Source organism: Methylophilus sp. 3sh_L (genome assembly GCF_046766015.1).
GTDB lineage: Bacteria > Pseudomonadota > Gammaproteobacteria > Burkholderiales > Methylophilaceae > Methylophilus.
In genome coordinates this window covers 119,167-137,346 of the sequence record NZ_JBKOUF010000007.1, presented here as the reverse complement: position 1 = coordinate 137,346, position 18,180 = coordinate 119,167, and the positions used below count along the sequence as shown (strand labels likewise).

The following is an 18,180-nucleotide window of genomic DNA, read 5'->3' as shown; positions in this document are numbered from 1 at the left end:
AGCCAAGATAAAGCCAAGCAAGGGAGAGTGATGAGCACCTTATTTGTTTCCCATGGCGCGCCCACCCTGGCACTGGAACCAGGCCACACCGGGCAAGTGCTGGCAGAGATTGCTGCCAGCCTGCCCCGGCCTGACGCGATCCTGGTGGTGTCAGCCCATTGGGATACACGTGTGCCTACCATCAGCTTGGCTAGCCAGCCACAAACCATTCATGACTTTGCTGGCTTTCCGCCAGCCATGTATGCGCTGACTTATCCGGCGCCGGGGGCACCGGCACTGGCGGCGCAAGTCGTCGCTTTGCTGCAGGGGCAGGATATTCCGGTACAGACGCAGGCTGAGCGTGGCCTGGATCATGGTGCCTGGGTACCATTGATGCTGATGTATCCGCAGGCGGATATTCCGGTGACTCAGCTGTCCATCCAAAGCCGCAGTTCCCCGGCGGCACAGTTTGCAGTGGGTCAGGCCTTGCGGCCATTGCACGCACAAAATGTGTTGATCTTGGCCTCTGGCGCCATCACGCATAATTTAGCGGATTTATATACCGCAGATCGCAATGCCTCGCCGTTGGCTTATGTGGATGCTTTTTCCGACTGGATGGCGTCGCGTCTCTTGCAGCAACAGTGGGCATCGCTGCTCAATTACCGCAATGAATGCCCCTGGGCTCGCCTAGCGCATCCCACTGAGGATCATGTGATGCCGCTTTTTGTGGCGGCCGGGAGTGTGGCTGCCAATGCATTTGGCAGCGAGCAAGAGACCGCACTGATGGCTGAATGGGCGCCCGTACAGCGCTACCGGCCGGAATACACATATGGCATTTTGGCTATGGATGCCTACCTGTGGGCAAGCCAGGTTTGAGGGCAGTTAGCGCAGGCCGTACTGGTTCAATTTATTCCACAGTGAGCGCTCGCTAATCTCTAATTGCTTGGCGGCCTTGGTTTTGTTGCCCTGGCACGCCTCTAGCGCTTTGAGGATCAGGCGCCGTTCTATCGCTTCAGTGGCGCGCGGAATGGAGAGATCATTTTCAATTGTTGCAGGCGCCGTCTCGGCAGCCGCGTCAGCGGAAGTCGGCTTGGTGACAGATGATTGAGCAATGTCTGCAGGTAAATGCTGGGGCTGTATGGTTTGCGTCCCGGCGAGAATCGCGGCGCGCTCCAGGATGTTTTCCAGTTCACGCACATTGCCCGGCCAGCGGTATTGTTGCAAACACAGGCGTGCGCTTTCACTGAGCTGGCCGTGGCGTTTAGCCAAAAAATATTCAGCCAGCAGGCCGACATCGTCGCCCCGCTCACGTAACGGCGGCACTTGCAGTTGAATCACGTTCAGGCGGTAATACAAATCTTCGCGCAGTTTGCCTTCTTTAACCGCTTGCAGCGGGTCGCGGTTGGTCGCTGCCACCACGCGCACGTCCAGCGTGATTTGGCGGTTGCCACCGAGTTTTTCCACCACATTTTCCTGCAATACGCGCAGCAGTTTCGATTGCAGCTGAATCGGCATTTCCGTAATTTCATCCAGAAACAGGGTGCCACCATTGGCCAGCTCAAATTTGCCAACCCGTTCTTTCACGGCCCCGGTAAATGCGCCTTTTTCATGACCAAACAGCTCAGACTCGAGGATGTCTGCCGGAATCGCCGCGCAATTCACTGCAACAAATAATTCGGATTTTCTGGGGGAGGCATCGTGAAGGGCTTTGGCGACCAGTTCTTTACCCGTCCCGGTTTCACCCACAATAAAGACCGTGGCTTTTTCCGGGGCCACTTGCTGGATCATTTGTTTGAGCGACTGCATGGGCGCACTATCGCCGATCAGGCCCGTGACCGTGGGCTGCCTGCTTTCCTTAAAAAAGGAGTTTTCCAGTTGAATCCGGTTAATCGCCAATGCCTTCTGGATGGCGATTTCCAGGGTTTCGAGCTCAAATGGCCGCAAAATATAATCGCTGGCGCCCAGTTTCATGGCCTCAACCGCGGTTTTGATTTCACCTTGAGCCGTCACCATGATAAATGGTAGGCGCTCAAACTGCTTGCGCAAGGTTTCAAGCAATTGCAAACCGCTCATGCCCGGCATATGCAGGTCACTGACGACCAGGTCAATCTGCTGTTGCTGGATCAGCTCCAAGGCTTCGCGGCCATTCCCTGCCGACAGCGCCTTATATCCGGCTTGCCGCAAGCTGATTTCGAGCAGCCTGCGCATATGGGGTTCGTCATCAACGGCTAAAATGGTGTGCTGTGGGTTAGACATGGTTATGGTTTTGCAAGTGGCAACGTCAGGTTAAACTGCGCCCCTTGCCAGGGGCTGGTTGAGTATTGGATTGTACCACCATGGGTTTCCATGATTTGTTTGACCACGGCCAGGCCGAGCCCAACGCCGCCAGCCCGTTGCGTAAAAAACGCTTCGAATAGATGTGCTTGTTGCGCCGGGGGCACGCCAGGCCCATCATCGGCCACCGAGAGATGGGCATGCTTCTCGTCTGACCACAAATTGAGGGCAATATTGCCGCCCTTGGGCAAAATCTGGATCGCATTCATCATCAGGTTGAGCAAAACCTGTGTCATCTGGTCCTGGTCGGCTTCAACCACTACGGCTTGCGGCGCCGACAGCGATAAGGTCAGTTGTTTGGATTGCGCTTGCGGCTGTAGCAGGGCAATCACATGCTGCAAATGCGCTTGCAGGTCTAGCGGGATTTTACTCGGTGCGCGTGGCCGTGCCGAATCTATGAGGGTACTTACGAGTTTATTCAGCCGCTCGGTTTCTGAAATAATGAAACCTAATACCTCTCGCCCATCTGCAGACAGGTTGGGTTCACGCAGCAATACGTCTGCTGACGAACGCATGATGCCCAAGGGGGTGCGCACTTCGTGACTCATGGCCGCAGCCATTTCACCGACGACAGCCAATTTGGCAGCCCGTGTCAGCTGTTGCTCAGAGGCCGCCAGCTCTGCCACCATGTCTGTAAATGCCTGATGCAAAGATTGCACTTCTGCGGGGCCGCTGGATGCCGGGGCGATGGCATCCAGTTGGCGGAAGCGTTGCACATAACGCGTCAAGGCTTCCAGCGGACGGCTGATGTTTTGCGCAATCGGGCGGACGAGCAGTAGTGAGCAGACCAATGTTACCCCAAGCACGACAATAAAAATCATGCCTAGCCGATGTACCGGCGCGACCGCTGCATCGTGATCTTTATTCAAGTGGATTTGCCATCCCTGCCAGGGCAAACGGCTGACCAGTTGCGCTTGCGAGTGCAGGCTGTGCTGTTGATCGGACCAGTGGCTGGATTGCGCCAACACGTGTAAATTGTGGTCAAACAGGGCCAGCTCAGTGCTGTGTTGTGCGGCATGATCGAGCAGGTTTTCAATCACACGCCAATTAAAAGTGGCGACCAGCGTACCCAATGGTTGCAGCGTATTCTGCGACAGGATGGGGGCTGAAATCATGAGTTGCTGCTGATGCAGGCGGTAGATCGTGATCCCCTGGCCATCATCCTGGAACTGCATCCACTTAGCTGGAATCGCCAGGGGCTGGCCGATATGTGCGGGCTCGCTGGAGGCTGCGACATGTCCTTTGAGGTCTATCACATCCAGGCTGATGTACTGCTCGGCGTAGCTTTTACGGGTCTCAGCCAAAAACATCGACAAGCGTTTATCAATATCTTCAATCAGCAGATCCTGCATGATGCCCAGCTGGCTCCAGCTCCGCACGTTCTGGACGCGCTCGTTGAGGACGCGGTCTACGTGTTCGGCCACCGCTTTGCCGGTGGTTTGCAGGTCATGCTTGATTTCTACGCGCAGCGCTTGCCTGGCCTGGTAAAAACTGATCAGGCTCACCATCAGCGCCGGCAACAAGCCCGCCAGCAAAAACACAATTAAAAGCATTTTGCGGATGGTGAGTGGCGTTTGTAAGCGCAGCAGATGTGAGAAAATACGCATTAAATGGTTTTAGCCGGGACGATCATCATGGGTCAGATATGTTAAGCAGCTTCAGTCGGGTTGTGCTCAGTATTCGAGTCATGCTCAGTGTAATCAGCCTGAGTATGCTATGCAAGCCGGTGGCTGCCGAAGACCTGGATGCATTCTGGAATGCCTTTCATGTGGGTGGTTACACCAGTGCTGACATTCGCGTCCCTCGCACGCAATCCACCCAGTTTACGCTGAACCAGATCAGCATGATCACCACTTGGGACCAAGGGGGCCGTGTCAAATTTTTTAGCGAGTTGGAGCTGGAAGATCCGCTGTCTTACGACCATCATCAAGGCGTCAATACCAAGAAAAGCTACGTTGACCTCGAACGTTTTTATTTTGATTACAACCTGAATGATAAAGCCAATGTCAGGCTGGGACGTTTTCTGACCCCTGCCGGACGCTGGAACCAGTTGCATGCGCCGCCACTGGTCTGGACTGCCAGCCGCCCCTTGGTGACGCGCCGCATGTTTCCGTATGGCATCAATGGCGCCATGATGTTTGGCAGTTTGCCGGTCAAACAGGTCGACCTTGAGTACCAGGTATACGCAGAAGCCCTCAAAGACCAGCATAAGGACGGCGACGAGATCATCTTTCGCGACGTGATGGGCGCCCGTGTCGCCTTCAATAATATTTTAGGCCTGACCGGCGCCAATGCTGGTTTAAATACCTTGGGCCTGAATGTGATGAGCTACCAGAAAAACTATGCTGGCTCGCCTACTTACCATGTCTTTGGCCTGGATTTTTTGCTTGAACTGAACCGCTGGGAGTTCAGTGGTGAAGTGTATGAGCGTAGAACCACTGGTGGTGATGACGGCGGTAGCGGCGGCTATGTGCAGAGCGCTTATGCCTTGGGTCAGGAATGGTATTGGATCACCCGCCTGGAAACGCTACACGAAGTAGAGAGCAAAGATGCGGACCGCTGGGTGCTCGGGATGACCAAGCGCGTTAAGCCTAATCAATTGCTCAAGTTTGAGTTTATTGGCGGTAGCGGGGAATACAGTGATGTTCCGCGTGGGTTCGTGACTTCTTTTGCGGTGATGTTTTAATGTTGTTGCAACGAACACAGCATTACATGCGGGCACTGCTCTTAAGCCTGGGCGCGTTCATGCTCTCGCTGGCGGCCGTTCAGGCTGCTGACGATAACCGCCCGATTGCCGTCATTGTTCCAACGCAGGCAGGACTGGCGCCTAGCATCCATGCCGATGAACTGGGGCTGATTTTCTGGCGCAAAAAACTCTATGCTGAACATGGGCAAGCCTTGCATCCGGTGAATCTGCACAGTGAGCACCCACTCAGGCTCAGATTTTCACAGTGGGTGTTGCATAGTACACCGCGCTCACAGATCAACTACTGGAACGGTCTCTACTTCCACGGGGTGCAGCCTCCCTACACCGTGCAATCCGAGGAGGCGATGATCCGTTACGTGGCCGAAACGGATGGTGCCGTCGGTTATATTGATGCCTGCCATGTAGATGACCGCGTCAAAGCAGTGCTATGGCTGACCGCGGGCAAAGTGAGCGCTGATGCGCCCACCTTGAGGTGTGATTCAAACTAATTGGCCGGGATGGCAGTTTGCCCAGCGGGTGGTATTAGGTGCTTTCTTTGCTCTTCAATCAATTCACGGTTTTGTGCCAACCAGCTAAATTCAGCGTGGCAGACCTCTGACTTCAGCTCATAGGCTGTGAGCAGCGTGCAGAACACATCATCGTGGCTGAGCGGATAGTTTTCGTAAGGCTTCACCTGCGACAGCTGATAGTCAAAATGCTGGCCCAGCCACAAAATAGCCGGTACATGCGTTTGCTGTTGCGGGGCAATCATGTAAGGCGCTGCATGCAGGTAAATTCCATGCTCGCCCAGTGACTCGCCATGGTCAGCCACATAGAGCATGGCTGTTTCACGTTGGTCGTCGTACTTTTTCAGAAACTGAATCACTTCAGATAAAAAATAGTCGGTATATAAAATCGCATTGTCGTAAGAGTTATCAATTTCTTCTTGCGTGCATTCTGATAGGCGGCCTGTTTTGCAGACGGGGGTGAATTTTTTGAATTCATCCGGATAACGGCGGTAATACTCCGGCCCGTGATTACCCATCTGATGCAGCACGATCAGGATGTCCTTGTCTTTATTTTTTGCGACAAAACTGTCCAAGCCGCTCAGCATGCCAATGTCGCGGCATTCGTTATCGTTGCAGACCGGGTTGTGGATCGGAGACTTGAAATCCTCATAAGGCACGCGTAACGCCACCCCTTTTGAATCCGAGTTATTGTCACGCCAGAGCACGCTCACGCCGTGCGCACTGAGGACATCCAAAGCGTTTTCCATATGCAAGGCTTTTTCTTCGTCATATTGCTTGCGCGTCAGTAAAGAAAACATGCAAGGCACAGACACCGCCGTCGATGTCCCGCAAGAAGTCACTTGTTTAAGGCTCAGTACCGCTTCTTTACTGAGCCGGGGATTGGTTAACCGGTGATAGCCGTTCAATGAAAAACGATCAAACCTGGCGGTTTCACCGACCACCATAATAATCAGTTCATGGTGACCTACTTCGCCCACATTGATGGCATCGACCGCCGTTTTTTGCAGGCCGGTAATGCTGCGGGTGAATACTTTCTTTGAGGCCCATTTCACTAGCGAGTAATGAAAGAAGGTGGGGTTGGCGTACATGCGCACCATCTTGTGTTCACGGATAAAGGTCGCATAATCGGCGCTAAACGGGATCACCACCAGCACCATGCCTAACATCAACAGGCCGATCTGTTTGAGGCGAACGCTGAGCGCATCACGCACAAAAAAACGGGCAGGCACGGCTTTAATCAGCACAATTGCCGGGATCAACCCCAGCACCAGCATTTTGATGAAAAATCCCCAGGATAATAGGCCCATGACTTCACGCGCATCGGTTTTGACGGCGTTATCCAGCATGACATGATCAATAATGACACCGAATTCATCCATATAAAACGCGGCCCAGGCGGCAGACAACACAATCGCCGCCAATACCCAGCGGGCTGATCTCCCATGGCTCAACAGCATGAGCCACCAGGTAATGCTAAACGTAAAAAACAGGCTCAAGCTGACGATAAAGCCAGCATTCTCTGTGTCCCAGGGGTAAAGGTTAAGGATGTGCGCAAATAATGCATGGTTGCTAGTGAGCATCAACCAAAGGCTCACCGCCCAGATGAGGCAAATTTGTGGGGTAAACATCGCGTGCCATGCACGCTTAAGACTTGCGAATAATTTCATTCAATACGACTCTTGGTATAAGTAAGGACAAGCAATAGCCAACTACACATCAGCCAAAGTGTTGTCAGGGTATGTGATAAAAAGTGCGCGCCCCTGACTTGTTGCGCCCACCCCAACATAAAACCGACCGCCAAACCCGAGAGCCCGACTATTAGCGCTTTGCGTGGCGCATGTGGTAACCACAACAGGCAAAGTGCCGATAGCCAAACGCCGCTGGAGGCATGCCCGGCCGGAAAGCAATGACCTTCTTCAACGCCGGCATGGCTACTAAATGTAGGCGCCCATTCAAGATCACCGCCATAACGTGCAACATCCCAAGGACAAGCGTGTGGCATTTGATGTTTTAGGCCTGAAACGAGCAAGGCATTCAGCAAGGCTAAAAAGAGAATCCAGCGTAATTTATAACGCATTGATGCGCTCAGCCACTTGCCCACCCAGCGCTCAGGCAAATAACAGAGCAATAGCAGGGTTAGCCAGAGTAACGTCAGCACCTGTTTGGCATATTCATGCATGATCGTTTCGTAAAAAAAAGCATGCTTTTGGCTAAAAGCCTGTTGCGCGAAATCAAAGTGCTGGTCGGCCAGGTAAAGGTCTATGCTGGTGCCATTCGCCAGCCACACAATAACCATGGCAGAGAGTAACCATGCTTTCCAAAGCATACCCAAGGTCGGTTTGGGTAACCAAGGTTGCGGTAATGTTGTGTGCGTTTTCATTGCTTTGTATGTATCCCTGTTCTTATCCATATGCGCACGATGGTTAGTCAGTGCGTATGCTATTTCCAAAAACGTGGACAGTAAATGCAAGCCACGTGCCACTTTCTATAAAAGAACAGGATTGCGTTTTAACCGACTGATTTTTATTAGAAAAAATAATTTTTTTGCAAATAATACAGCGACAGGAAGGGAGGGCTTTATGCAAAAGATGCAGATGATTCAGCAGATTTGAAAAGTATTCTGCAAAAGATGCAGGGGCGTAAGCATTTGTTGTTTCTTAAGTGTATGTTTTATAAGTGTTAATTTTATTGGCATGCGGATTGCAAATGAAATCGCAACAGCATTTTTTGCGAGACGGTTGATATGTTACATTCAGAACCCAATACAGCATTTTATCACGCGGCCTCTGCCTATGAGTTGAGGGACTTCGCCCAGGCCAAGCGTTACCAGGTCAATGAAATTACCGGGCATCTGGTGGAACAGGGGGCTTCCTGCCGTCCGGAAGTGGAAGCCTTTATTGCTGCCGTGTTTAAACAAATTTATGGCGCTGAACTGACGCAATTTATGCCGCAGTTAGTCGCCTTGCGGGATGCCAACGGTGTGCTCATGGCTGCATTCGGCTTACACAATGCAGCGCAGGGCCGCCTGTTTCTTGAGCAGTATATTGATGAACAGATTGAGCAATTGATGTCACGCCAGCTTGGCCGCGACATTGCACGTGAGGAAATTACCTATTTTGGTAACCTGGCTGTAGCGAACCCCCGTAATGCCGGCGTGCTGATTGCGCATGTGATTCAGCATAGCCTGAGCATGAATTTACCATGGGGTGTGGCAACTGCGCATCACAGCTTGCAAAACGGCCTGATTAAAGGTGGGCGTGACTTGTATCCATTGGCGGCAGCGAATCCAGACCGCCTGGATGCGCAAGAGCGTGCAAAGTGGGGGAGTTATTACAAACATACGCCGCAGATTGTCGCGATCCGTGGTGTGGCTGATCCCTTATAACTTTTCGTCATGATCCTGAACGAAATTAAATCGCAGGCTTTGCAAGTGCCAGAGCGTATCGCCTTGCAGGGCGAGCAGACACAATTGAGCTATGCGGAGTTGGCGAGCGAAATCACCCGTTGGTCCTCGGCATTGACTGCGGTCACAGCCCAAGCCAGTGTCGCCCTGGCGCTCGATAATAGCCCGGCCTGGATTCTGTTGGATTTGGCCATATTGGCGGCGGGTTGGACCAATGTGCCAATCCCAGCCTTTTTCTCTGCTACGCAAAAACAACATGCTGTTCAAAATGCGGCTGTGAGTCTGATTCTGACCGATCTCCCCACCAGCTGGACCGCATTGTTCTCGCAGGCCGAGACGGTTGCAGCATGGCAGGTGGCAGGGAAAACGGTCACCGTACTGCGGGTGCAGGCGAGTGACAGGGCTACGCCTGTGGCCAAAATCACCTATACCTCTGGCACGACAGGTGCACCCAAAGGCGTTTGCCTGGGCGAGCAACAGATGTGGCAAGTTGCCAGTTCAATTCGGGCCATGGTGCAGCCAGGCCACGATGACTGCCATTTTTGCGTGTTGCCCCTGGCGACCTTGTTGGAGAATGTGGCAGGGGTCTATGCCAGCCTGATTGCGGGCACCACTGTTGTAGTCTATCGTTGCGAGGCTGTTGGCTTTACTGGTAGCCAGTTTGATATCCTTAAGCTTTATTGTGGATTGCAAGCCAGCCAAGCGACGACCGCTATTTTAATTCCAGAGCTATTACGGGCTTTAGTGGCTTGCCTGCAAGCTGGTCAGCCCGCCCTTGCGCAGTTGCGATTTGTCGCGGTGGGCGGCGCCAAGGTGGCGGCGGAATTGCTGTTACAAGCGCATGCACTTGGATTGCCAGTATACGAGGGCTATGGCTTATCTGAGTGTGCATCTGTGGTGACGCTGAATATCCCTGATGCCAACCAGCCTGGCAGCATTGGCCAGCCCTTGCCCCATGTGCAATTGCGTGTGGATAGCCAAGGCGAGTTGTGGGTCAAAGGGGCCATTTATGCAGGCTATATGGCGGCGGATGGGACGATTTCTGAGCCAGCGTTAGATGCCGAAGGCTATTTGCCCACGGGCGATTTGGCCTATCAGGATGCTGAAGGCCGCTGGATACTCTCAGGCCGCAAAAAAAATCTATTTATTACTTCATTTGGGCGCAATGTCTCGCCCGAATGGGTCGAAAGTACATTAATGCACCAGGCCGGATTGTTACAGGTTTGCGTGTTTGGAGAAGCGAGGCCGTATAACGTGGCAGTGGTATTTCCTGCACCGCAGGTCAGCCAGGCGCAAGTGCTGCAAGGCATTGCACGCGCAAATCAGGGTTTGCCTGATTATGCGCAAGTCGGCGATGTGATTGTCGTCAGGCAGCCTTTTACCCCACAAAACGGACAACTGACAGCCAATGGCCGTTTAAAACGCGATGTGATTGCTGCCGCTTATGCGGCAGAAATCAACGCTATTTACGAAGGAATATCAGCATGAGTTTTTATCAGCAATTATTGAGCGCTACAGAGCAGGAGCGCAACGCCTTAATGACTTTGCCCTTGATCGTACAAGGAGCACAGGGCAATATCACCCTGGAAACCTATCGTGCTTTTCTGACGCAAGCGTATCATCATGTCAAACATACTACGCCGTTACTGATGGCCTGCGGCGGCCGTTTGAGCGGCGAATATGAGTGGTTGCGGACCGCGATTGGTGAATATATCGAAGAAGAGATGGGGCACCAGGAATGGGTGCTAAATGATATTGAGGCCTGTGGTGGCGATAAAGAGGCTGTGCGCCACAGCACCAGTGAAGCGCATGCCGCCTGCCATGCCACCGAGGTCATGGTGGCTTATGCGTATGACATGATCAACCGCGTGAACCCACTGGGTTTTTTCGGCATGGTACTCGTGCTGGAAGGCACCAGCACCGCGGTTGCCACCCAAGCCGGTGAAAAAATCATGCAGGCCCTGCAACTGCCCAAAAAAGCTTTCAGTTACCTGTTTTCTCACGGATCACTGGACATTAGCCATGTGAGCTTCTACGAGAGCCTGATGAACCAGGTGACTAAAACAGAAGACCAGCAAGCGATTATCCACGCGGCTAAACGGTTTTACCGCTTGTATGGCGACATCTTTAATTATGTCGCGGCACAAGCGGCACTCAATGACACACTACAACAGGCGGCTTAGGAGCGATCAGCCATGGAATTGCGTAATTTACACGTGGTATTGACCGGCGCAACCGGAGGTTTGGGCTCGGTATTAGCCCTGGCATTGAGCGCCAGAGGCGCGGTGATCGGGCTCGTTGGTCGTGATCCGGTCAAGCTGCATGCTGTGCAAAAAAGAATCACCAGCCAGGGGGGCAAGTCGCACATTATGGTTGCCGATCTTGCGCAGCCCAATATGGCCAGCCAGCTCTTAACCCAGTCCTTGCGCGAGATGGGTCATGTGGATTTGCTGATAAATAATGCGGGCATCATTGAGTTTACCGAGTTTGCAAAACAAGCCGAGGTGAGCATTGATAACATGATTCATACCAATGTCACCTCTACGTTGGTATTGAGCCGCGAGTTTGTGACCTATTTTAACCAGCGTGGCCATGGCCATCTGGCATTTGTGGGCTCTATTTTTGGTTCACTGGGTTTTCCGCATTTTGCCACCTACTGTGCCAGCAAATTTGCTATCCATGGTTTTAGTCAGGCCTTGCGCCGAGAGCTTATTGATAGCAAGATCGGTGTCACCTATATCGCCCCCCGCGCCATCGCCACCCCCATGAATGACGACCGTACCAATGCCATGTGGCAAGCGTCCGGCCAGGCGGTAGATGAGCCACAATTCGTGGCGGATAAAATCATCCAGGCGCTACTCAAAGACCAGCAAGAACTCTTTATCGGGCAACCACAAAGCTTCTTCGCCTGGCTCAATGGCGTTGCCCCCAAGTTGGTGAATCTGGGCTTGAAGCAACAAGCACGCCTGGCGAAACGGTTTTTGTAGCGCAGGCTTACTCCCACTCTAGCTGCGGGTAAACCACATTGACATTACGTCGGTTGGCGATGTCGAACAAGACCCAGTTGTCATGTTCAGAGGCGGCGGCGGTGTCCATGGTTTGCTCCATGCTGATGCCTTTTTTAATGTTGTTCCTGATATCACTCAATAACAAATTGAGGTAGCGTAACTCGTTACCGATGATGGTTTTTTGGTCAGTGCTCTCCAGCCCATGACCAGGGATAATAAGCTGATAGTGTTGCTGGCTGATCTGTTCAAGCACAGCAATCAAGCCTTTGAGGTCGCCTTCTACGACGGGTGTGCGTTGTGCGAACAGCAGGTCACCGGCAAACAAAGTATTAGTTTGTGTGTCCAGGATAGTCAGGTCGGTATGCGTATGCGCCACTTTGCGTGCTTGTAGCTGCAATACACGATTGCCGAGGTCTAGGGTTTGCTCGGCATGCACCAGGGTATCCGGGATGATCGTGGCACTCGCGGCGCCATCTGCCCCGAGTAACCGTGCGTTTAGCTTTTCATATTGTTCCTTACGCAGCAGCATATTGGTCGCTAATTTTTCGTGCCCCACAAAGTGGGTGCTGCCATTTTGAAACGCGGCGTTGCCATAGGTATGGTCAGGATGAACATGGGTGTTAATGACATAACGGATGGGCAGGGGGCTGATGCGGCGAATGGCGGCGAGTAGTTGCTCGCCGGTATGTTTACTGCCACCACTGTCAATCACAGCAACCGCATCGTGACCGATAATGACGCCGAGGTTGCAGATGTCGCCCTGATAGCCTTCATCAATATCGAGATGCTTGCCATGGTGCACGTAGATGCCATCCGCGACCTGTTTAAACTCAAAGTCTTCGGCCCAGGCTTGGCTACACAGCGTTACAAATACGTATGCAAGACGCACACCAAAGCGGTTGATTTTTGATAACATGACGGCTCACCCATGAATGATTCATGCATCATAAACAATTCATGGAGGCAGTCAAAGTGACCGCTGTCACAGGCTGGTAACATCTAACAACAAAGGAGATTCAATGAGTTCAACCCAGCGTTATACCAAGGTGGCGATTATTTTGCATTGGCTGATCGCACTGGTGATTATTGCCATGTTTGCATTGGGCTGGTACATGGGCGAGTTGCCAAAAGACGGTCCCAAGCAAACAGCTTTTGACGTATTTGATCTCGGCCTCTTTACTTGGCAGATGGACGAGCCTGTGAGCGCCAGAAACCTGTATTTCAATTTGCATAAGTCCATTGGCTTCACATTGCTGTGGTTAGTGATTTTCCGCGTCTACTGGCGTGTGATGCACACCCCGCCTGCCATGTTGGCCAGCTATTCAGCGCTGGAGCGTAAATTAGCGACCGCAGTGCATCACATTTTGTATTTGTTGATGGTCTTGATCCCATTGAGTGGTGTGCTGATGACGCTTTACAGCAAATTCGGCTTGAAGTGGTTTGGCTTGGAAGTTTTTGGCGGTCTGGATAATGCCGATTTGCGTGATACGTTTAAAGAATCTCACGAGCTATTTGCCAATCTGATGCTGGCGGCATTTATTGTGCATGTGTTGGGTGCGCTCAAACATAAATGGAAAGATAAAGACGAGACCATGTCTCGTATGTCCCTCAAATAAAACGATTTTGTCTGCGTTAAAAGCCTGCGAGAGCAGGCTTTTTTATTTGCCTTTTCACCTAAGGGTATGCACCTTACTGCAAAAGGTGCATACCTCCTGGCTTGATAAATAATTTATCTGCAAAAAATGCACAAAATTTATTAAGGTTTTATTTAAGCCATTGATTTTAAATGGTTGTGTTATAGGTACGTGCTTTGCTATCAAGTACTGGATGTCGGGAATAAAGGGGCTTCCGCTACCAGCGTGAAAGCGTCTTATCCGCCATCCAGTCAGTAATCAATAAAAACGGATAGCATGTTGCAACTCAATGAAAAACAAAGGCTACATTTTAGTCACGGTCTCTGGTTAGCCGTGACGATACTATGGTTAGGGGTGGCCGCCGTTTGCCGGCCGCTGACTTTGCCGGACGAAGGCCGTTATGTCGGCATTGCCTGGGAGATGTTGACCTCTGGCGATTGGGCAGTTCCCCACCTTGACGGGTTACCTTACTTTCACAAGCCCCCCTTGTTTTACTGGATCACAGCGACCAGCTTTAAGTTATTTGGCCCTTCACTGCTTACGAGCCGGCTGGCACCCTTGCTGGCAGCCTTGTTCATGGTCATTGCGCTGTATTGGTTTATGGCGCGGCATCTGGATAAGAAAACCGCTGTGCTGGCTTTTGCCACATTGGTGACGCAACCTTTCTTTTTTGCCAGTGCCCAGTTTGCCAATCTGGATATGCTGGTTGCCAGCATCATGACATTCACCATCATGCTGGCGGCAGAGTTTGTTTGGAGTTTAGAACAAGGTCAGTCTGGCTATCGATATCTACTGCTGGCCATGGTGTTTGCAGCGGGCGGCGTGATGGCAAAGGGTTTGATCGGCATTGTATTGCCGGTGCTGGTCGTGAGTGGCTGGATGTTAGTGACCCGGCGCCTAAGGTATATCAGGTACTTTTTCTGGTGGCCTGCATTGGGTTTGTTTTTGCTGCTGGCGAGTCCGTGGTTCTTAAGCATGGAATGGCAGTTTAAGGGGTTTCTGGAGTACTTTTTTATTCATCATCACTTTCAGCGGTTTGCTGGGTCAAATTTTAATAACCAAGAGCCGTTCTGGTTTTATTTGCCAGTGTTATTTGCGCTCTGCTTGCCTGCTTCTGTGTGGTTGCTCACATTGCGCAAGTCTACAATGCAAAGCTGGAGCAGACGTCAGACGGATATCGCTTGGTTGATGCTGTGTTGGCTGGTGTTGATCCTGTTATTTTTTTCCATTCCGGTGTCTAAACCGCTGGGTTACATCATGCCTGTTATGCCCGCGATGGCTGCCTTGACGGCGATGGGCATGCGGCAAGCATGGCAACACTACTTCCCCAAGTGCTTGTGGATCACCTTTGTGGCGGCGGGGCTGAGCTGCGTAATTGCCATGGGGATGGTGATTCAACACGCGCATAAGACAGCCTCTTTCCTGTTGGCAACCAAAGCGCAACCTTTGGCAAGCCAACAGGATCAATTGATTCTGCTTAATAAATACCAGTTTGACCTGATGTTTTATCTGCGCTTAGCGCATCCTGGTTGGATGGTAACTGACTGGCGCGCAGCAGAGCATGAAGTGTTGGATGATAGCTGGGAAAAAGAATTGATTGAGGCCAAGCATTTTGATCCGCAAGCCGCAGCCAACACCTTGTTAACGCCTAGTATGCTGTCGCAACATCTTTGCCAGCTGGCGCCTGAGCAGGCAGCCTGGGTCGCCGGTGACCCAGGCAATACCGCGCATTACCCGATGCTTGCTGGCATTGCACCAGTAGCGACGGTGCGTGACCACTATTTGTGGCGATTAAGTCCAGCGCAGATTGCACAGTTTTGCCATCGCCAGACCCCGCTCTAGCGCGTGGTCATCTTGGGTGAGCGATGACCAGGTGACTAACCACGGTTAGACGTGATACTGCGGGCTCAGCTTGCGCAGCGTTTCCAGCATACAGGCAGCATGCTCGGGAGGCGTCCATTGCGTAATGCCATGTCCCAGGTTAAAGATGTGGCCATGACCATGGCTGTAGCTTGCGAGAATCTGCCCCACTTCTTTTTCAATGGCGGCAGGAGAACTCAACAATATCGCCGGATCCATATTGCCTTGCAGCGCCACTTTGTCACCGACCCGTGCCCGTGCCTGGCCGAGATCAACGCTCCAGTCTAATCCAAGTGCATCGGCACCGATGGCCGCCTGAGACTCTAGCCACAAGCCGCCGCCTTTGGTAAACACGATGCTGGGCACTGGCTTGCCTTCTGCTGTTTTAGTGAGGCCCGCGACAATTTTCTGCATGTATTGCAGTGAAAACTCCTGATAGCCTTGGTGCGATAATGCACCGCCCCAGGAGTCGAAAATCATGACGGCTTGGGCACCCGCGGCAATTTGCGCATTCAGGTATTGAGTCACGGTTTGTGCGGTGATATCCAGAATACGGTGCAGTAGCTCTGGTCTGGCATACCCCATTTTTTTTGTATTCAGGAAGTCAGTGCCACCTTTGCCTTCCACCATATACGTGGCCAATGTCCATGGGCTACCTGAAAAACCAATCAAGGGCACCCGACCATTGAGCGCTTTGCGGATGCTGCTGACGGCATCAAACACATATTGCAGTTTGGCCATGTCTGGGATTTCCAGCTTCAGAATATCGGCTTCCGCTTGCAAAGTGCGTTCAAACTTAGGCCCTTCGCCTTCTTCAAAATACAAGCCCAAGCCCATGGCATCCGGGACCGTGAGGATGTCACTGAACAAGATGGCAGCATCCAGTTGTGGATAGCGGTCCAGCGGTTGCAGGGTCACTTCGGTCGCAAAGGCTGGGCTTTGGCACAGTTGCATAAAGCTGCCTGCGTTTTTGCGGCTTTCGCGGTATTCAGGCAGATAGCGGCCTGCCTGACGCATCATCCATACCGGGGTGTATTCTGTGGGTTGGCGCAACAGGGCGCGCAGGAAGGTGTCGTTTTGCAGAGTGGTCATTTGTTCTGGTTTCTGTTACCTAAGTGCTCAGGTAAGCAACTTGTAAAAGCATGATTATAAAGGGCGGGCCACTGTTTCACTTGAAAGAATGCGGTTTTTTTGCGATACCACAAATAAAAACGCCGATGAAAACCATCGGCGTTTCTCAGTGTATGGTCTCTGAGCTTAGCGTGGCAAGTCTGAGCTGCCCATCAGGAACGCATCCACTTCGCGTGCACACTGACGGCCTTCACGGATGGCCCACACTACCAGCGATTGGCCACGGCGGATATCCCCGGCGGCAAACACTTTAGCCTTGCTGGTTTTGTAGCAGCCTTCTCCATCGGTGGTTGCCTTGGCATTACCGCGGTTGTCTTTTTCCACGCCAAAGGCATCCAGCACTTTTTGCACAGGCGAAACAAAGCCCATGGCCAAGAATACCAAATCGGCTGGAATGGTGAATTCAGAGCCTGGGACTTCAACCATTTTGCCGTCTTTCCATTCGACGCGAGCACCCTTTAGTGCAGTCAGTTTGCCGTTTTCACCAATAAATTCTTTGGTGGTAATCGACCAGTCGCGGGCTGCGCCTTCTTCATGTGAACTGGAGGTGCGCATTTTGAGCGGCCAGTTTGGCCAGACCAGTGATTTGTTTTCTTTCTCAGGTGGTTGCGGCATCAATTCAAACTGGGTGATGCTGGCCGCACCGTGGCGGTTAGAGGTGCCTACGCAGTCGGAGCCGGTATCGCCGCCGCCAATGACCACGACATGCTTACCAGTTGCTTTAATCTGGCCAGGCACGGTATCACCCGCCACCATTTTGTTATTGGGCGTCAAAAAGTCCATGGCGAAATGGACACCATCCAGTTCACGGCCTGGCACAGGCAGGTCACGCGGTAACTCGGCGCCACCGGCCAGGATGACAGCATCAAAATCACGTTCCAGATCTGCAGCGCTGACGTTTTCACCCACGTTCTGGTTCACCTTGAAGGTCACGCCTTCGGCTTCCATCTGGGCGATGCGACGGTCAATGTTGGCTTTATCCAGTTTGAAGTCGGGGATGCCATAACGTAGCAAGCCACCAATACGGTCATTTTTCTCAAATACAGTCACCGCATGACCAGCGCGTGCCAATTGTTGTGCAGCTGCCAGGCCTGCTGGGCCGGAACCGACAATTGCAATGGTTTTGCCTGTTTTGTTCGGGTTGATTTGCGGGGTGACCCAACCGTTTTCCCAAGCCTTGTCGATGATGGCGTGCTCGATAGACTTAATGCCGACCGCATCGTTATTAATGTTGAGCGTACATGCCGCTTCACACGGTGCCGGGCAGATACGGCCAGTAAAGTCAGGGAAGTTGTTGGTGGAATGCAACACATCGATGGCGCTGCGCCAGTCCTGGTGATACACCAGATCGTTCCAGTCTGGAATGATGTTGTTGATTGGACAGCCAGTGGTACAGAAAGGAATGCCGCAATCCATGCAACGTGCCCCTTGCTGTTTGGCTTGGTCGTCTGTCAAATGCAGGACGAACTCTTTGTAGTTTTTGACGCGGTCCTGAACCGGCAGGTTTTCTTCTGCCAGGCGGTCAAATTCCATAAAACCTGTGACTTTACCCATGTGAAATCATCTCTTCCCAGTTGCTCGTGATAGACGCAACTTTAAACAGCCCCGCCAAATA

Annotated in this window: 16 protein-coding genes; 9 read left to right on the top strand and 7 right to left on the bottom strand. The window is 52.2% G+C overall.

From position 1 onward, the window contains the following. Nucleotides 1-30 precede the first annotated feature (30 nt). Nucleotides 31-855 (top strand): DODA-type extradiol aromatic ring-opening family dioxygenase, encoded by an 825-nt coding sequence (locus ACIDF8_RS12860; protein ID WP_412011010.1) that lies wholly within the window; start codon nt 31-33, stop codon nt 853-855. 6 nt (nt 856-861) lie between these two features. Here ACIDF8_RS12860 and ACIDF8_RS12855 read toward each other — a convergent pair whose 3' ends face one another. Both ACIDF8_RS12855 and ACIDF8_RS12850 read right to left on the bottom strand, forming a co-directional pair. After that, nucleotides 862-2,235 carry a sigma-54-dependent transcriptional regulator gene (locus ACIDF8_RS12855; protein ID WP_412011009.1) on the bottom strand — a complete coding sequence of 458 codons (1,374 nt, stop codon included), beginning with the start codon at nt 2,233-2,235 and terminating at the stop codon, nt 862-864. A gap of 2 nt (nt 2,236-2,237) precedes the next feature. After that, entirely contained in the window at nt 2,238-3,920 is a 1,683-nt protein-coding gene (locus ACIDF8_RS12850; RefSeq protein ID WP_412011008.1) for a sensor histidine kinase, read from the bottom strand. 80 nt (nt 3,921-4,000) lie between these two features. Here ACIDF8_RS12850 and ACIDF8_RS12845 point away from each other — a divergent pair, with 80 nt between their 5' ends. Both ACIDF8_RS12845 and ACIDF8_RS12840 read left to right on the top strand, forming a co-directional pair. Further along, nucleotides 4,001-4,999 (top strand): hypothetical protein, encoded by a 999-nt coding sequence (locus tag ACIDF8_RS12845; RefSeq protein WP_412011007.1) that lies wholly within the window; start codon nt 4,001-4,003, stop codon nt 4,997-4,999. A 26-nt stretch (nt 5,000-5,025) separates the two neighbouring features. Continuing rightward, complete coding sequence (locus ACIDF8_RS12840) at nt 5,026-5,508, top strand: hypothetical protein (protein ID WP_412011006.1); 483 nt, start codon at nt 5,026-5,028, stop codon at nt 5,506-5,508. On the opposite strand, the gene ACIDF8_RS12835 is transcribed toward ACIDF8_RS12840, so the two are convergent. Both ACIDF8_RS12835 and ACIDF8_RS12830 read right to left on the bottom strand, forming a co-directional pair. Further along, nucleotides 5,505-7,196: a phosphoethanolamine transferase gene (locus tag ACIDF8_RS12835; protein WP_412011005.1), complete on the bottom strand. Its 1,692-nt coding sequence runs from the start codon at nt 7,194-7,196 to the stop codon at nt 5,505-5,507. The two genes, ACIDF8_RS12840 and ACIDF8_RS12835, sit on opposite strands and share 4 nt — an antisense overlap. Next, nucleotides 7,193-7,909: a phosphatase PAP2 family protein gene (locus tag ACIDF8_RS12830; protein ID WP_412011004.1), complete on the bottom strand. Its 717-nt coding sequence runs from the start codon at nt 7,907-7,909 to the stop codon at nt 7,193-7,195. Before ACIDF8_RS12830 ends, ACIDF8_RS12835 begins: the two co-directional genes overlap by 4 nt. Before the next feature lie 363 nt (nt 7,910-8,272). Between ACIDF8_RS12830 and ACIDF8_RS12825 the strand changes: the two genes are divergently transcribed. From ACIDF8_RS12825 to ACIDF8_RS12810, 4 genes are read left to right on the top strand one after another with little or no spacing between them, the layout of a single operon-like run. Further along, nucleotides 8,273-8,914, top strand: a complete 642-nt coding sequence (locus ACIDF8_RS12825; protein ID WP_412011003.1) for a thermostable hemolysin — start codon at nt 8,273-8,275, stop codon at nt 8,912-8,914. A 9-nt stretch (nt 8,915-8,923) separates the two neighbouring features. Next, complete coding sequence (locus tag ACIDF8_RS12820; protein WP_412011002.1) at nt 8,924-10,420, top strand: AMP-binding protein; 1,497 nt, start codon at nt 8,924-8,926, stop codon at nt 10,418-10,420. Further along, nucleotides 10,417-11,115, top strand: coding sequence for a TenA family transcriptional regulator (locus ACIDF8_RS12815; RefSeq protein ID WP_412011001.1), 699 nt, complete (start codon nt 10,417-10,419; stop codon nt 11,113-11,115). The genes ACIDF8_RS12820 and ACIDF8_RS12815 overlap by 4 nt, the downstream gene beginning before the upstream one ends. Before the next feature lie 12 nt (nt 11,116-11,127). Further along, nucleotides 11,128-11,919, top strand: coding sequence for an SDR family oxidoreductase (locus tag ACIDF8_RS12810; protein WP_412011000.1), 792 nt, complete (start codon nt 11,128-11,130; stop codon nt 11,917-11,919). A gap of 7 nt (nt 11,920-11,926) precedes the next feature. On the opposite strand, the gene ACIDF8_RS12805 is transcribed toward ACIDF8_RS12810, so the two are convergent. Continuing rightward, complete coding sequence (locus ACIDF8_RS12805; RefSeq protein WP_412010999.1) at nt 11,927-12,856, bottom strand: quinoprotein relay system zinc metallohydrolase 2; 930 nt, start codon at nt 12,854-12,856, stop codon at nt 11,927-11,929. A gap of 103 nt (nt 12,857-12,959) precedes the next feature. Here ACIDF8_RS12805 and ACIDF8_RS12800 point away from each other — a divergent pair, with 103 nt between their 5' ends. Continuing rightward, entirely contained in the window at nt 12,960-13,556 is a 597-nt protein-coding gene (locus ACIDF8_RS12800) for a cytochrome b (RefSeq protein WP_412010998.1), read from the top strand. 294 nt (nt 13,557-13,850) lie between these two features. Continuing rightward, a complete protein-coding gene (locus ACIDF8_RS12795) occupies nt 13,851-15,416 on the top strand; it encodes a glycosyltransferase family 39 protein (RefSeq protein ID WP_412010997.1) in 1,566 nt (521 codons plus the stop codon). Between the two features lie 45 nt (nt 15,417-15,461). Here ACIDF8_RS12795 and hemE read toward each other — a convergent pair whose 3' ends face one another. Both hemE and ACIDF8_RS12785 read right to left on the bottom strand, forming a co-directional pair. Next, nucleotides 15,462-16,526, bottom strand: a complete 1,065-nt coding sequence (gene hemE / locus ACIDF8_RS12790) for a uroporphyrinogen decarboxylase (protein WP_412010996.1) — start codon at nt 16,524-16,526, stop codon at nt 15,462-15,464. A gap of 165 nt (nt 16,527-16,691) precedes the next feature. Then, entirely contained in the window at nt 16,692-18,119 is a 1,428-nt protein-coding gene (locus tag ACIDF8_RS12785) for a glutamate synthase subunit beta (protein ID WP_412010995.1), read from the bottom strand. Nucleotides 18,120-18,180 lie beyond the last annotated feature (61 nt).